This is a genomic window from Candidatus Woesearchaeota archaeon (assembly GCA_030651135.1).
In the GTDB taxonomy this organism is placed as follows: Archaea; Nanobdellota; Nanobdellia; order Woesearchaeales; family JACPBO01; genus JACPBO01.
The window spans coordinates 91,711-106,977 of the sequence record JAUSCS010000006.1; the positions used below are offsets into that span (position 1 = coordinate 91,711).

The 15,267-nt window shown below is 37.4% G+C and carries 19 protein-coding genes and 1 tRNA gene; 7 read left to right on the forward strand and 13 right to left on the reverse strand.

Going from position 1 to position 15,267, the window contains the following annotated elements:
• The first annotated feature begins 1 nt into the window (after position 1).
• Entirely contained in the window at positions 2 to 577 is a 576-nt protein-coding gene (locus tag Q7J54_00720) for a hypothetical protein (GenBank protein MDO8740079.1), read from the forward strand.
• 1 nt (position 578) lies between these two features.
• Here the strand turns inward: Q7J54_00720 and Q7J54_00725 are convergent, their stop codons facing one another.
• The 4 genes from Q7J54_00725 to Q7J54_00740 form a co-directional block, all read right to left on the reverse strand.
• The gene (locus Q7J54_00725) at positions 579 to 1,208 is read right to left on the reverse strand and encodes a hypothetical protein (GenBank protein ID MDO8740080.1); all 630 of its coding nucleotides are present in this window, start codon (positions 1,206 to 1,208) and stop codon (positions 579 to 581) included.
• Between the two features lie 69 nt (positions 1,209 to 1,277).
• Positions 1,278 to 1,748, reverse strand: a complete 471-nt coding sequence (locus Q7J54_00730) for a hypothetical protein (protein MDO8740081.1) — start codon at positions 1,746 to 1,748, stop codon at positions 1,278 to 1,280.
• Positions 1,749 to 1,797: 49 nt separating this feature from the next.
• A complete protein-coding gene (locus Q7J54_00735) occupies positions 1,798 to 2,082 on the reverse strand; it encodes a hypothetical protein (protein MDO8740082.1) in 285 nt (94 codons plus the stop codon).
• Positions 2,079 to 2,687, reverse strand: a complete 609-nt coding sequence (locus tag Q7J54_00740) for an Lrp/AsnC family transcriptional regulator (protein MDO8740083.1) — start codon at positions 2,685 to 2,687, stop codon at positions 2,079 to 2,081. The genes Q7J54_00735 and Q7J54_00740 overlap by 4 nt, the downstream gene beginning before the upstream one ends.
• 81 nt (positions 2,688 to 2,768) lie before the next feature.
• On the opposite strand from Q7J54_00740, the gene Q7J54_00745 reads away from it, so the two are divergent.
• The gene (locus Q7J54_00745; GenBank protein ID MDO8740084.1) at positions 2,769 to 3,635 is read left to right on the forward strand and encodes a hypothetical protein; all 867 of its coding nucleotides are present in this window, start codon (positions 2,769 to 2,771) and stop codon (positions 3,633 to 3,635) included.
• Here the strand turns inward: Q7J54_00745 and Q7J54_00750 are convergent.
• Entirely contained in the window at positions 3,619 to 5,502 is a 1,884-nt protein-coding gene (locus Q7J54_00750) for a PINc/VapC family ATPase (protein ID MDO8740085.1), read from the reverse strand. The genes Q7J54_00745 and Q7J54_00750 overlap by 17 nt on opposite strands.
• A 52-nt stretch (positions 5,503 to 5,554) precedes the next feature.
• On the reverse strand, positions 5,555 to 7,531 hold the full coding sequence (locus Q7J54_00755) for a transglutaminase domain-containing protein (GenBank protein MDO8740086.1): 1,977 nt from the start codon (positions 7,529 to 7,531) through the stop codon (positions 5,555 to 5,557).
• Positions 7,532 to 7,575: 44 nt separating this feature from the next.
• On the opposite strand from Q7J54_00755, the gene Q7J54_00760 reads away from it, so the two are divergent.
• The 3 genes from Q7J54_00760 to Q7J54_00770 are packed head-to-tail and all read left to right on the forward strand — an operon-like array spanning position 7,576 to position 8,855.
• Positions 7,576 to 7,815 (forward strand): hypothetical protein, encoded by a 240-nt coding sequence (locus tag Q7J54_00760; GenBank protein ID MDO8740087.1) that lies wholly within the window; start codon positions 7,576 to 7,578, stop codon positions 7,813 to 7,815.
• Positions 7,812 to 8,288: a hypothetical protein gene (locus tag Q7J54_00765; GenBank protein MDO8740088.1), complete on the forward strand. Its 477-nt coding sequence runs from the start codon at positions 7,812 to 7,814 to the stop codon at positions 8,286 to 8,288. The genes Q7J54_00760 and Q7J54_00765 overlap by 4 nt, the downstream gene beginning before the upstream one ends.
• A gap of 21 nt (positions 8,289 to 8,309) precedes the next feature.
• Positions 8,310 to 8,855 (forward strand): nitroreductase, encoded by a 546-nt coding sequence (locus Q7J54_00770; protein ID MDO8740089.1) that lies wholly within the window; start codon positions 8,310 to 8,312, stop codon positions 8,853 to 8,855.
• Between the two features lie 13 nt (positions 8,856 to 8,868).
• On the opposite strand, the gene Q7J54_00775 is transcribed toward Q7J54_00770, so the two are convergent.
• Together Q7J54_00775 and Q7J54_00780 are read right to left on the reverse strand one after the other, a co-directional pair.
• Entirely contained in the window at positions 8,869 to 9,636 is a 768-nt protein-coding gene (locus Q7J54_00775; protein ID MDO8740090.1) for a hypothetical protein, read from the reverse strand.
• Between the two features lie 16 nt (positions 9,637 to 9,652).
• A complete protein-coding gene (locus Q7J54_00780) occupies positions 9,653 to 10,120 on the reverse strand; it encodes a hypothetical protein (protein MDO8740091.1) in 468 nt (155 codons plus the stop codon).
• A 107-nt stretch (positions 10,121 to 10,227) separates the two neighbouring features.
• On the opposite strand from Q7J54_00780, the gene Q7J54_00785 reads away from it, so the two are divergent.
• Complete coding sequence (locus Q7J54_00785; protein MDO8740092.1) at positions 10,228 to 10,956, forward strand: helix-turn-helix domain-containing protein; 729 nt, start codon at positions 10,228 to 10,230, stop codon at positions 10,954 to 10,956.
• Positions 10,957 to 11,052: 96 nt separating this feature from the next.
• Complete coding sequence (locus tag Q7J54_00790) at positions 11,053 to 11,376, forward strand: hypothetical protein (protein MDO8740093.1); 324 nt, start codon at positions 11,053 to 11,055, stop codon at positions 11,374 to 11,376.
• Here Q7J54_00790 and Q7J54_00795 read toward each other — a convergent pair.
• The 5 genes from Q7J54_00795 to Q7J54_00815 form a co-directional block, all read right to left on the reverse strand.
• Positions 11,363 to 11,494, reverse strand: coding sequence for a hypothetical protein (locus tag Q7J54_00795; GenBank protein MDO8740094.1), 132 nt, complete (start codon positions 11,492 to 11,494; stop codon positions 11,363 to 11,365). The two genes, Q7J54_00790 and Q7J54_00795, sit on opposite strands and share 14 nt — an antisense overlap.
• Before the next feature lie 55 nt (positions 11,495 to 11,549).
• A tRNA-Ser gene (locus tag Q7J54_00800) sits at positions 11,550 to 11,701 on the reverse strand.
• A gap of 40 nt (positions 11,702 to 11,741) precedes the next feature.
• Positions 11,742 to 13,139, reverse strand: coding sequence for a PEP-utilizing enzyme (locus Q7J54_00805; protein ID MDO8740095.1), 1,398 nt, complete (start codon positions 13,137 to 13,139; stop codon positions 11,742 to 11,744).
• 49 nt (positions 13,140 to 13,188) lie between these two features.
• Positions 13,189 to 14,127, reverse strand: coding sequence for a PEP/pyruvate-binding domain-containing protein (locus tag Q7J54_00810; protein MDO8740096.1), 939 nt, complete (start codon positions 14,125 to 14,127; stop codon positions 13,189 to 13,191).
• A 36-nt stretch (positions 14,128 to 14,163) separates the two neighbouring features.
• Positions 14,164 to 15,246, reverse strand: a complete 1,083-nt coding sequence (locus Q7J54_00815; protein MDO8740097.1) for a PEP-utilizing enzyme — start codon at positions 15,244 to 15,246, stop codon at positions 14,164 to 14,166.
• Between the last annotated feature and the right edge of the window lie 21 nt (positions 15,247 to 15,267).

Consider the following 15,267-nt stretch of genomic DNA (forward strand, 5'->3'; position numbering starts at 1 on the left):
CATGGCAGATATTTTATCCGGATTTAACCTGCTGGCGAATTTTTCCAGCATTTTTTCTTTTATTTTCATCCTGATTATTGTTTATGCTGTCGCAGAGTACACAAAATTCTTCGGAGACAACAAAGGCATACATGCAATATTGGCATTGTGCATTGCGGTAATAACTTTGATGCTATCGGGCGTTATTGCAGTCATAAATTTAATTGTTCCCTGGTTTGCCCTGATGTTTATTTTCGCAGCGCTCGTAATAATGGCTTTCAAATTCTTTGGCGTAAGCGATGAGAATCTTCTTAGCACAATAGTCGGAAAAGATAAGGTTGTTTTATGGTGGATAGTAACTATTGCTGCCATAATAATCCTTGGAGCACTCGGCAGGGTGTATTTCACAAGCGGCGGCTTGATTGAGCCAAGAACAAACGAATCAATGATAGTAGGCACAAACGCAACAAGTGTCAGCACAATCGGTCAGGGAGCATTCTGGGCAACGCTGTTTCACCCAAAGATCTTAGGCTTGATACTTATACTGCTGATAGCATCATTCACAATAAGGCTTCTAAGCGGGTATGAGAATAGATAAATTATTTCTTAGTGCTCTTTTCTTTTGCCTTGTCAGTTAATCTGGAAAGCTCTCCAATGCTTTCAGTCAGCTGAGGCAGCACTTTCTGGAACACTTTGTCCATTGCCTTCACTTCAGCCCCGACATTCTGGATATTTTTATCGTATTCCTCAACCTTTCCTATTATAGTCTGGTGGATTGTATTAAGGTTGTTTCTCAGGTCATCAATCGCCTGCTCTGATTTGTTGATTCTCGCTTCAGTCTTTGTTTTCCATTCAATGACTTTGTTTATGTTCTTTACAAGCTCGTTCCATTTTTCATCAATTATTGCCTCTGCGAGTTCCTCTATTCTTTCAACATCAGTTGCAGCCTGCATTTGAGGCTGCTGCATGAATTCCTGCTGCGGCATCTGCATTTCTTGCGACATGGGATTTTCCAGAGGAGGCATCTGATAAGGCCGGGCAGCTTCTACGCTCCCCTTTATATCTGCCTGCGACATTGCGTCAAATATCTGGTCAGAAGCATAGCCGTCTCGCTGCAATGCCTGTATTGTCTGGTCATTTGAAAGCCCTTGCGCCCTCATATTGAGAACTTGGTCAACAGGTATTAGTGGCGGTGCTTGGGAAGCTGGTTTTTTGCCGAAAAGAGGCATTGTCTATCACCTTTTTTTGAATATATTTTAAATATAAATACCATTACTAATATTTGTTTAAATAACTTTCTATTCTTTGCTTTGTTCTAGATTTGCATCTAAAATCTCTTTTACAATTTTTTTAACTTCATTTCTCGTAACAAAATTAAGCGGCTGCCAAAGCTCTATATATTTCTCAAGCACTCTGACATCTTCATCTTTTGCGCTGGACCGCAGCTCTTTTATTACCTCAAGCATCTTTTCTTTTACGTCTGCTATTTCGTGCTTTATATCGAGTATATCTGCATTTATTGCTTTAATCTCATCTGCAAATTTCCTGTTTGAAGACAGCATGTTTTGGTCGCTGACCTGGACTTTTTTTCTTAAATTGATGTAGCTCTCCTCCAAACTTCTTAATCTGCTGCTCATTCCCGTAAGCTGCATTATCATATCAGAAGGCGCGCTAGGCGCAGCTTTTCCTTTTTTTTGATCCATCCCGGGCGGAGGAGCCATTCCAGTTACAGGCCCCATTCCAGGAGGAATCATGTTTCCATTCGGCATAGTAAAGTTATGATGGCTGTTGGTATTTATATTTTGCGATTATATGATGTCAGTTGGCCTCGCACGTCTTCCCAGTCCAGCATCTGTCTGCTCCGCAGTCGCAGCCGTCTGTCATTGCAGTTGTGCAAAACAATGGTTCCTTGCTTCTCTCCAGAGAGCATGAATCAATGCAGCCATTGCTGAATATTTTCCATTCGCCGCTGACTCTTGCGCATTCAGCTCTAGGATCATCTAAAACGGTTGAGCCATCTATTTCGGTTTTTTGCTGGCATCCGCTGATCATACTAACTGCAAAAACCAGGCCCAGCAACCAAACCGAAATTGATTTTTTCATGTTCTCTTTTTTTTGATTTCTGCTCTTGCCTTATCCACAAATATCCACTCATCAGGCCATTCTTTCTTCATTACTCCATCACTCATATTGATTGAAGGCAGGTAATTATGGTGCCTTCTTATGGTGTCTGTTACCCTTGTTGTTATCACTTCTTTCACTGCATCTTCTCCGATTTTTTCTCTGATGTGGTGTATTATTCTGTTGCTGAATTCATCTACTAATTCGCTCTCAGTCTCAGCATCTAAAATCAGAATTAAAGCCAAATGTCCGTCTTTCTCACCCAGATAAGACAGCGAGATATAATCTGCATTAAAACTCATCCATTTTTTGTCATACTCAACGCTTTCCAGATATTGCTGCCTTGTTACACCCAACTTAAACTTGACAATATAGAGCTGTTTTGCCTTGAACATTCCAGTTCCATGCTCGCCTGTATCAAAACTTGTGAAATAGTTTAGCAACCCCTCTTTTTCTATTTTTTTTCTTTTCCTGTTCACAGTCATTACAGGCACATTTGTTTTCTTTGCAATCTGGTTATCACTTATTCTCGTATTTTTTATGAGTTCTCTCACAATTTTTACTTCGCTTTGGTCTAATTCTCTCATTTTAGCTAGTTTTTTGTTATGTTTGTAACAAAATAAGAAGAGCAGATATATAAATGTTATTGTCATAGACTATATGTACAAATGCACATTGATTACAATAAATGGGGACAGCATACGCTAGCAGAGGCCCGTTATAATGGAAGAGAATCTGCAATACATATCAGGATCCCTGCTAAAACTGTGATGGAAGCAAGAAGCTCCTTCAAAAGCAAAGATATTATTCAATTTGAGCCCCATATCGATTTAAAAAAACAGCCTTATCAATTCCACATTTTCAACGGAACAAACGGAGACTCGTATATCGCCAATGTTCCTTTTGAATATATCAAGCATCTGCTCTGGTACCTTCACAAAAATCAGCCAGAAAGGGATATGATGCTTAAAACTAACAAGGTTATTCAATTTAATGATTTTAAGAAAGAGCACGAATTTGTATTTTCAAAAAATCCGGGAAAGGTTTGGCTGCATGTCGGCCATGAAAAATATGGCTTGTTTGATCTTACAACTAAAGATAGATTTTTCATATTGCAGCTCCACAGGGCAACTCTTTATGGAACTTTCTTAAGGGATTTGGATTACATCTTCAAAGAGAAAGATATCAGCGATGCTCTGCCTAATGATGTTAAATGTGATGTAGAAAAAGGGGTTTCATTGAGGAATGCTGTTGAGCGGTCACTTGATCTTCGCGCTGACGGCGAATACACAGTCCATTCTGTACTCGAATCCCTGAGCTTAATTGTCGACGAAGAAGATCCAAGATTGAAAAAAAGCAGATTACAGGTCTGCAAAGAGCACAACCCCGAAATATACTGGACTGATTACAAAGGGAGGAGAATATACAGACTAATTGATCCTGGGCACCCTGAAAAAGACAGGATTAAAAAAGAACTTGAAAACATTGTTGAAAAAGAATGCCCGATTTGTGAAGAAGCTAAGCTATTAGTTTGACTTTCTCCCCGCCGTTGATTGCGTTTATTATGATCTGCCCTATCTTGTTGTCTTTCTTTATCTTTATGATCCCTGTTTTCCCCACCTTTGCCGTCAATAGAAAATCATCGCCGACATAAACATCCACATCCTTGTTCTGCATCGTGATGTCAAGGTAGAAAATAACCATGTTCTTTTTTATTCTTACATCATACTGCAATTGGCGCTTCTCTGTGTTCTCCGCTGCATTGCCTGTTTCTTTTTTAGCTCCTAATTCCTGCACATCAATGCTGATCCCAAGCCTTTTCTCAATCTCCGAAATAGTTTTTCCTTCCTTGCCGATTATCCGTGCAATATTATTCTCAGGAACTCTGACAATGCACTTTCCCTCGCTGACAATATCCACTTCAACATCATCTGCATATCTCCTTAATTCCTGCATTATTGTTCTTGCAGCAAGCTCATGCGTTGCTGATCTTGACTGCACGCGCACAGGAACAACAACAGTTTCCTCTCCATAGCTGTAAAGCTCGTATTCCAGCTTTTTAGTTTCAAAATCTGTCACAACAACAACCGGCCTTGCCAAATCAGCTTCTGTCATTCCTGAAGGAACTTTGACAACCATCTGCAGGCCTAAAACTTTGTTTATGAAGCCGTTTTTAATGAAAATAACAGTATCAATGATCTGCGGAATGACTCCGAGCTCAATTCTTCCGACAAATCTCTGTATTGCATCTATGGGATTTGTTGCATGCACAACACCTGCCATTCCAACTCCCGCTAATCTTAAATCAGCGAACAATTTAAAATCACTCGTATTTCTCATTTCATCAAATATGGTATAATCCGGCCTTGACAGCAAAAGAACATCATGTATTTCCTGGGCATCTCCGTGCGAGATCGAATACTGCGTTATATTGTCCGGCAGAATCAAGTCGCGCGGAGCTTCAACAGTTTTTATTATCTTGTTTTGGGATGCGTAATATTCTGCAAGCGCCATTGCAAATGTTGATTTCCCCATTCCTGGGGCGCCGGCAATCAAAATGCCTTCTGCCTGCTCTGCAACCCTCTGCTTCAGCTTGTCGCTCATTTTATAATCATCAAGATTCAGTTTTTTAACCGGCTTTACAGCAGTTATCTCCCACCCATCTGAGAATGGCGGCTTTGTGACAACTACCCTGAACAATCCGAGCTGCACAATTGTGCTTCCAGGCCTTTCAATCTCAATAAAGCCGTCTTTCCTTATTCCTGCTTCCTCGATTATCTCCCTGCTTATATCCTGGATATCATCCCTTGTCAAAAGTTTCTCGCCTATTGCAATAAACTGCCAGTTTCCAGGCATTCCCTTTTTCGCAAAAGGCAGCACATTCTCCCTCAGATGGACAGACATTGTTGTTTCATCAAAATAACCTTCGAGCCTTATTTTCTTGATCTGCTGCTCAAGTTTTACATAAATTGTTTTTATGCTCTTTGTTTCAGCAATCCTTGACTGTATCTTATCTGATGTGAACAAAGTGCCGTCAGCTTCATAGGCAAGATCGCGTATCATCGCATCTATCTCTCCCAAAGAAGCGTATTTTATCTCTGCTGCGCTTGGCTTCTTTCCGGAGAACTCTAATTTAAATCCGAGCTTTAAGGACAGCTCCTTTATCTTCTGAAGCTCTTCAATTCCAAGGAAACCCATTGCCTTGTTCTGGTTTGCCTGATGCTCAAGCTCTGCAATAACCGCTTCATGAATTATGATCGTTTCAGGGCTTATTTCGCCTTTGTTTATTTTTTGGGAAACTAAGCCTTCAATTATCACAGATGTGTCTGGAATTAGTTTTTCGATTATGTTATTGCCTTCAGTTTTTTCTTTTTGAATTGATTTTGTTTTTTCTTTGGCCATATTATCTGGTTTTATTGTTTTGTTTATTAATGTTTTTATTATTTAAAAAAATTTAAAATAAATCTCTGAAAAACATCCTTATCTTCTGCCACAATGTAAGATTCACAAGCCTTATCTTGAACTCCTTTTCTTCCCTGTAGCTGCTGCCTTCTTTGTCCTCATAAGTTATTATTATTTTGATCGTATTTTCCTTTGAAAGCTCTGCTCCCTTAACTCCGATCTTGATCTTCTGGTCATTTGCAAGCTCTCCTAATTGCCATTTCTGCAGATCCTTATTTCTCCAGTAATCTACTGCAGCATTTTTTGGATTTGAGAGCGAATTTTTCTTTATCAAAAATGAAATATTGGCAATATCATTGAATTTCATCTCTGCAGGATATTCCAGATCATCTATCGATAAAGAAGGCTTGTCCAAGCCCATAATCTCCAGATAAGCTGCTTTTGAAACATCGTCATTGTTTGCTTCCACAGTTATTGTATTTTTTCCAACTCTATCAACAACAACTTCAAAAAGTATTTCTTTTTCCTCGCTTATTCCCAGATTCAGGGTTCTGCAGTCATCTTTGACACATACATTAAGATCAGCAAGTATTATATTGCCTGTATTCTTTATTCTGCAGTCAACATCAGCTGCTCCAAGATAAACTTCTTTTTCAGAGCTGCAGTTCAAAGCAACAATTTTTGAATAAACCTTTTTTTCCTCTTCTGTTTTTTGCTTTAATATGCTGTTTACTTCATCATAAGAATAAGCATACTCATTCGGATAGGCATTAAATTTTGTTTCCGTGCTTATGTTCTGCGAAGAATAAACCAGCATGGGAAATTCAAAATAAACATTGCCCTGCTGCAAGTCTTCATCAACTTTTATTGGCCAGTAAAGCGCCTTTTTTTCAAATGGCTTCAGCAATATTTTCTGCTCCCTTGCAGTTATATTTTGGATATTTGAAGTTCTTGCAAGCAAAAAAGCCTCTGTTACATAATAGCTCATTAAATTTTCAACTTCTGCCTCAACAAGATTGTAAGAGCCATAGCCGACTTTGTCATAAAGCATTTTTGCAGAAATACTTACATAATTCGGATTCTTGCTTCTGTAATCAATTATTGAAGCCTCAACATTTAATTTGCCAGCTTCGAGCTGTATATTGCGGCCGCTTGACTCGTATTTTGTAGATACATCTTCAGGATCAACTGCAGCATTCAGCTTCATATGGCCTGCATCTATGTAGCCATACTGCCCGTATGTCGGATCAAAAGGAACCCACCCGTATTCCGGGAAATAAACTTCAGTCCAGCCGTGAAATCCCCATCTTTCTTTGAACAACGGCGAATTGGTGTAAGAAATGCCGGAAACAAATCTTGCAGGGATTCCTAATGAGCGGAGCATTGCAATAAGCAAGACGGACAGTTCATCGCATACTCCTTCCCTGTTCTTCAGCACCCAGGAAGCATTCTGGCTGACATCTGCAGTCAATGTGCTTAAATCATACTTTATGTTTTTTGTAACCCATGATGCAGTCTTATAGACAACAACATACAGGTCAGTTTCCCCTTCTGCAAGGCCTGATGCCAGGCTTATTATATCAGGATCACCTGAGTCTATTTTTGTTGATGGCTTTGTATAAACAAGGACATCTTCAGGCAGGGCTTTAATTGGGAAATCTGCCTTTTTCCTTATTTCAAGATAATTGCTGCTTGTTTCTATCTGCGAATTAAACGCAAAGCTCAAATTAGTTTTTTCAGGATTTTTCCACAAAAATTTTAATGAATCATTTTCTTCTGTTGCAGCTGGAATTGTTATCAGGCTAAGAGTTTTCTGCCTATAATCATCTCCGGGTATGAAAGGCAGCAGAACAGAAACATGGTCAACGTAATATGAAAGTGATGTAGGCATTATAGTAACAGTGGAGCTTAGCTGAAGGGTTATGGTCAGGTATCTGCTTTCCTGGACTATCCTGTCTTCAGATAAAGCTGAAACTATGAATATGTTTGCCAAGAATAAGAACATTAAAATAAACGAAAGGTTTTTCACAATAAGGTGTGCCCTTATTTGATATTTAAACATTGTGGAAAATAATGAAAATTGGAATAAGCTGGAACGAAACTGAAAATAGATTCTATCTGACTGTCGGCAATAGTGGAATGAGGCCAGTTAGGAAAAAAGAAGACATTATGCCTTATTGTCTGAATATTTTAAAAAATCTTCCTTATGAAAAAATAGAAACATCTTTAGCTGTATCTGCTTGTGAAAAATCAGATATAGAAAAAATTATAACTGATATTGATGAAGTGTGGAAAAAAGAAGGGCAAAAATGATCGAAAAAATAGCTGCTGCATATCTTTTATCATTGTTATTAACAACAAATGTTAATGCAAACATACCGAAAGAAGACTTAAAGCCGGATTTGGAAAAAACATTAGATAGCGCTTTAACAAGCGAGGGGCATTCAGATATTGCTTTTTATTATCATGAAAAGGGAGATTATGACCTGGGATTAGAAGAAGCAAAAAAAGCAGTTAAAGAAGCTCCAACACACTATAATTATCTTCTTCTTAGTTCAATGTACTTTGCAAAAGAGGATATGATCAATGCTCTGAACTCGCTTATTGCCGCATATTACTATGACCAAGATGATAAACATGTAAAAAGAGCTTTATTGAAGTTAAAAGAGATAATGGGGCTTGATGACAGCCTGTTTAACCGGGCAATAAAAGTGAAATTCTTGGAGCTCGATCGTGAAAACGACATTTTTTTGCAATATGACAAATTCAAAGATAAATTTAAATAAAATGGCGTTTTTTCCTTATCCATGTCTAACGAAGTCATCAAAGCGATCAAGGAAAGAAGGGCTGTAAGAAGGTACAAAAATAAAGAAATCCCTGAAAACATAATAAATGAAATAATTGAGGCAGGCCGCTATGCCCCTTCTGCAATGAACAGGCAGCCATGGAAGTTTATTGCGATTACAAATAAAGCCCTTATTAAGGACTTATCTAATGTTTTAACAAAAAAAATCTTACCTACATCACCGCTTACAAGGGAAAGGATGAAAACTATGGAAGATCCTTTATTTTACTCTGCCCCAGTTCTTATATTCCTTCTTGCTACAGAACATAGCGGATGGTCCTATGCAGACTGCGGGATATGCAGCCAGAACATGATGCTTGCTGCTTATTCTCTTGGAATCGCAAGCTGCTTCATTGGAATGGCAAAGCACATTGAAGGCGAAAAGATCCTAAAGAAATTGAACATTCCAGAGGGTTATAAGGTGATCAACGCAGTTGTATTCGGCTATGCAGATGAGAAGCCCGAGCTGAAGGAAAGGAAAAAGGATAATGTGTATTGGATTAGATGATTATTTTGCGATATTATTCTGAACCAAATACTCTGTCATCAAGAGACCACTCGTCAGTTTTAGTTATGTTTTTTAATCTTTCTTTTATTTTTTCAATACCCGCAACCGATATTTTTTTGATATTATGGGGATTCCACCCTAAAGAATCAATAATGCCCTCTGGCTTCGTAATTTCATCTGTGTGTTTCGCATAGATGAATGGCCACAGATACTTTTGTATGCACAAACCTTTTTCATCAATAAGGGTTAGAATTTCAAGATCACTACCATTAAACTTCCACACATCAAATTTTCCTCCTCCTTTTTTTAAATAACTTCTAAAATTGGGTGAATTAAAATATTCCATACAAACGTCATATATTTTCTTTGTGTGCTCTGGTGCATATCCAAAATTTTTGAAATTCTTCAATTCGTATTTTACAAATTTAAGCATTTCAATAACATCTTGGGGCCATCTTGGCCAATTTGAAAATAATAAAAAAATATCATCTGGTTTTTTGATCTTATGTTGCATCAGATTACCTCCAACTTTACCGTCAAAGTAAAGACCGTCTTTTTTGAGATTAAAGCTCCAAAATTCTCTAAATATGGGTCTTTCTACACACCAAAATTTTAATTTTCCATCATAATATTCATTTTCCATAGTTTTGTGAAAATATTGACTATCGAGACAACCGATACACAACCCATATATTTCTTCTGCCACTTTAAGTGATTTAGCAATTACTGTTGGTTCGAGATCAGACCATATTTGATATATGTTTTCAAGATTTTTTTTCATTTTCAACGCCTGTTGATTAGCCTAATAAATCATCCAATATTCTTTCAAGCAGTTTGTCTTTTCCAAGCTTGCTTATTTCACATAAGGAACCTAAAAGACCATATCTATCTGGTCCAGCGTACATTGTGGACCACGCACTTATTACCTCTTTCGCATTATTCTCATCCAATACTTTTGAAAATAAAGGGAGCATATCTGAATCATTTGAATAGTATATTTTTGCTTCATCTATATATATCACATACTCTGATAGCACGCCACAATCACGGTCTATTGTGATCTTGTCAAACATAGAATAAGTTGCTATTTGAGGCATTTGTACGACTTCCATTAAAATATTAAATCCCCTTAATGCTTCATTTAAACATTTTTTTCTTCCACTATCTCCTCTCTTATATTCTTCTGCTAATTCTTTGTTCTTTTTTCCAAGTTCCAATAACTTTTCTTGAGTAGGCGACTTCTTCTTCTTTTCTTGTTCTTTCATTTTAAATCACTTTGAAGTAGTATTACTGGTTCCTTCATATATATTGTGGGTAAACTTCTTTACCACAAATAGAAAGCTTTAAAAACATAAAAGGATCTTCAGGCATCATGATCGAAACAGAAGCATTGGAAAGCTTAGGCTTGACAAGAAACGAGGCAATAGTTTACATTACGCTATTGGATCTTGGCAAAGCCCATATTGGCAGGATTGCAGAAAAGACAAGGATGCATAGAAGAACAATCTATGACTGCCTGGAAAGGCTTATAGACCGCGGTCTTGTAAGCTTTATAATGGAGGGAAAGGCCAGATTTTTTATTGCTGCAAACCCGCAAAAATTAAAAGAGATCATCAAGGAAAAAGAAGCAAACATTGAGGGTATTCTGCCCAAGCTATTTGAAATAGCGCAGCAGTCAAAAGCAATAACTGATGTAACTGTTCATAAAGGCAAGGAAGGCTTAAAAAATATAATGGAAGATATAATCAAGAGCAAGCCAAAAATATGGTATTCCTTAACATCTGCTGGAAAAGCAACTGAAGTTCTTCCATTTTACCTTCCGCAATTCCATGAGAGAAGAATAAAGGAAAACATTAAGCTGGAGATAATCTTCGGCAGAAATGAGCAGGCAATTAAAAGGTCAAGAGAGCTTAAAAAACTTAAATTAACAGAAGCCAAGCTCATTGGCACAAAATATGTTATTCCGATATCAATTTGGCTCTACAATAATAAAGTTGCCTTTATGCTTTGGGAGTCTGAAACAGGAATTTTGATCGAAAATAAAGGAACAGCAGATACGTTCAAAAATTACTTTAAAGTTCTCTGGAACGCATCAAAATAAAAACGCCGAGGGGATGAGAAAATTAAGCGAGTCAGCGAAGGATGTAAAAACGTGAAAATCACAATATTTTTAAGGTAGCATAATTAAAAGATATTTATGTACCGCATATTTAGAACTGATTGGTATGAAACCAAGTTTAAGAGGTTAAGCAAGCCTGAACAAGATAGGGTAGTTAAGTTCGAGCAAGAATTAAAACTTCAGCCATATGACGGTAAACCATTAGGTTACAAGTTTTTCAGAGAGAAAAAATTTAATGGTAAGAGGCTCATATTTCTGGTGTATGAATCGCATGAGGTTGTTTTCCTGATTACAATCGCCGATAAAAAAGTTCAACAGCAAGAGATAGAAGTTATAAAAGCAAATTTGGATGTATATAACGACATGGTAGAAAATACATTGAAAAACATCAAATCTCCTTAATATTCCCTCTTAGAACGTCTTTTATGCCCCTAGCTATGTCTTGAAGCAAGTCTATATCGAGTTTTTCCATTTTCTTAAGTTTTTTATATTCTTGTTTGGGTATGGTTATGGTTTGCATAATCTAAGGATAAAATCATTTATATATAAATCTTTTTGTTTTCTAATTAAAGAAACGCCGAGGGGGAGATTTGAACTCCCGAGCCCTTGCGGGCACTGAATCTTTACGGTACTTGTGGCGATCATAAGCACTGTTGTACTTAGCAATCTTCCGCCATGCTTCAGATTGAAGGCATGTCAGCGCAGTACCAGGTTGTGCCACCTCGGCATAAGAGTCAGATATTCCCCATTGTTTATAAATATTTTTGTTATGTGTTGCGCTTGATTATTTTTACAACGCCTTTATAAGCATCAACTTCAATTTCATCGCCTGTCTTCAGGGCCAAGGTTATATGCTTAATTCCAACAATGCAGGGTATTTTCATCTCTCTGCTGATTATTGCTGCATGGCTGGTTATGCCTCCTTTTTCTGTAATTACTGCTTTTGCTTTTTTTAGGAATGGAACATAATCTGGCGTTGTATTTGATGTTACAAGTATTTCTTTATCTTTTAGTTTGTGTAGCTCTTTTACGCTCAAGATAACATTTACTGCGCCTCTTAGTTTACCCCTATAAGCGGGCCTGCCAAAGAAAGTTGTTTGGCCAGATATGCTGAAAGGTGCAATTTCCTGTTCAAACTTACATCCATCATCTCCTGTGCGCATTTCGTAATTGCCATCGTGGTAATAGCATACAATTTTTTTCTTTCTTTTGATCAGCTCTTTCCCTGAGATTGTAATTGTATCTAACTGGATTAGCTCTTGGCCAGTCAACAGAGATATTTCTTCTTTACTCAGCCCCTTCTTCGCGCGCATCTCATCAAGAAGTTCATTTATGTAATAGCTGGCTTCTATAGCTGTTCTTTTCCTCGTATCCTGCACAAAGGTTATGAATTCTACCATGTTGGCCAGGGTTTTAAGCCGTTTATATTTACCGCCTTCTAATGAATTTAAAAATTTTTTCTTGTCATTCATATTGTGCTCTTCAGTTAGTTTTAATGACTTGAGCTTGTCAAGGAAAAATCCCTCGCCCAAGTATTTTGTATCCACATAATTGTTGTTTAACCAAAAATAATTCTTTACATGCTCTTTGATAAGTTGCCTGAAATTTGGCTTTTTTGATATTGCTAGCAATTCTTTTTCTTCCCTCAGCAAAAAAGAGTCTCTGGGAATTGAAAGCAGGTCTATCACCTTGTTAGCTTCTTTCCCAAATAGACTTTTTACCTCTTCATCAAAATCTTTCTCAACAAATTCAATAGAAAGTTCGGGTATCATGACTATGGCGAAGTACCTGGCATATTTATCATAAATTTCTTTGAACAGCACACTCAATGATTTTATGCTTCTGTCCTTTATAGTTTCAACTTTTCTTGAAGAATTCAGCAATTGACTGCCTCGTTCTATCATGATCCTTTCAGTTTTCTTCAGAAATTCAGTATTTTTTATGCATTTAGCCAATAATTTCTGTGCGCCTTCTCTTAAATCAGGCTCTGAATAACAGGCCCTTGCAGAATACACATCAGTAATGCTGAACATCAGGTTTCTGATTTTTCTATTATAGTAGCTGTCATGCTCTTTTAAGCAGGCGAGCAAAACGCTCACAATATACAAGGTAATTCTCTGATTTGGAACATCATGATACCAATTTTTATTTTGAAGTTTTGCCATAGTTATGATGCATTCCTCTTGATTATTTTTGCAATGCCCCTGTTTGCATCTATCTTAATGCAGTCACAGGCCTTGCCTGCAATATGTAGATCTTCCCGCCTTCGATTGCCCATTCAATATCCATTGGAATGCTGTAATGCTTTTCGATCTCCTTTGTGAACTTTACCAGCCCCTTAGCTTCATTTTCATTCAGAACTTCGATATGGCCGTGGCTTATATTCCTTTTCTCTGTTTTCCCGCTTTTGCTCCTGTAATATCCCCACTCCAGCTTCGATATGCTTTTGTTCTTAACTTTATGAGTTTTCTTGTCGATCACATAAGAGTGAGGAGTCAATGCTCCAAGCACAACAGCCTCTCCGAGGCCATAAGCTCCTTCAATGATTATCTCTTCCTTGTTCTGCGTTACAGGATTTATAGAAAATATAACCCCTGCCTTGTCTGCATTGACCATCTTCTGGACAACAACAGCTAAAAACACATTTTCGTGCGGAAAGTTATTTCTAACCCTGTAATAGATCGCCCTCGGCGTAAACAGCGAAGCAAAGCATTTCTGCACAGCTTCCAAAACCTCTTTTTCACCTTTAACATTCAAAAAAGTTTCCTGCTGGCCTGCAAAACTCGCATCAGGAAGATCCTCTGCTGTTGCCGAGCTTCTTACTGCAACAAAATCATTCATTCTTGAATATTCTTTCTTTATATCTTCGATAAGCGCCTTTGGCATGCGTGACTTCATAATAAGCCCTCTTACTTTTTCCGCTGTCTTATTCAGCTGACCTGTATTTTCAACATCAAGAGCTTTAAGCAGTTTATGGATCTTCTCATTAATTCCTGCTTCTGTTACAAACCTTTCATATGCCCTTGCCGTAATTACGAACCCGTCAGGAACAGGAAGCCCCATGCTTGCCAGCTCTCCTAAATTTGCAGCCTTGCCTCCAACAATAGGAATATCTTCTTTCCTTATATCCTTGAATAGTTTTATGTTCGGCATTAGATCCTCACTTTACTTTTTTGCCTATAAATCTTTCTATTTCTTTTTCAATATCCTTACAATGCCCTTATTGGCATCAATTTCAACAAGATCGCCATCTTTCAAGACCTTTGTAGCTATTTTAGTGCTCATAATGCTGGGGATTTTGAATTCTCGGGCAACAACTGCAATATGAGAAAGCGCACCTCCTTCATCTGTAATTATGGCTGCGAATTTACTAAGCAGAGGTGCATCATCTGGTTTTGTTATGCTTGTCACTAACACATATCCGGGTTTAGCGATTTTTACTCCGTGGAACACCTTATAAACCTTCCCCACCACCTTTCCAGGATAAGCAGTTATTCCTTTTAAAACGCCCATATTGCGTTCAGCATCAATAAACTGTCTATAAACACTATTAACAATTTCCTTATCAGCAGTAATATTGTCCTTATTTTTGTGAAAAAGATACAAATAACCTGCCTTTCTTTTCGATAATTCAGATAATTGGGTCTTAGAGATTTTTTTCTCTTTCAAAAATTTCTTAAACTCTTTCAATGTCAAATACCTTAATAAATCACCCTCAAAGATAGATTTCCCGATTTTTTCTGCGCAATTTTTAATTAACGGTTCTATTTTAAGATATATCAAGTTGGCAACAGCATCTTTATCTTTAGCAATCAAATGGGTGAATTTTCCCAATTTTTTGGCCCTGTCTTTGTCATTTTTTACATATCTCATTATTGAATTATAGAACCCAATTTGGGCAAGAACCTCAGGATATATTTGGAATGTGACTTTTAAAACTTTGAAAACATCTCTTTCTTTTTTTACTTGCTCAAAAAGATGATTGTCTTTATCGAAGAGGGCTTTTAATTTTTTATTTAAAGACCTCAACGCGCTCACTTTAATTTTTTTATTAAACAAGTTTCCTGCCTTTTCTTCATTAATTAAGAAATAAGCCATGTCACCTTTCCCTATGTTCCCCATAGTCCCATAAGAATATCCTATTTCTTTTTTAAGAATATTATTATAGCCAAAAAATATACAGCTGGCAGTTATTAATGGAAGTTTTCTTGAGCTTGCATGGACCAACCCAGCATCTTTAATGATTTTTATATACTCCTCTGCCTTCTTCATTTTTATCCTTTCCGTGATTGT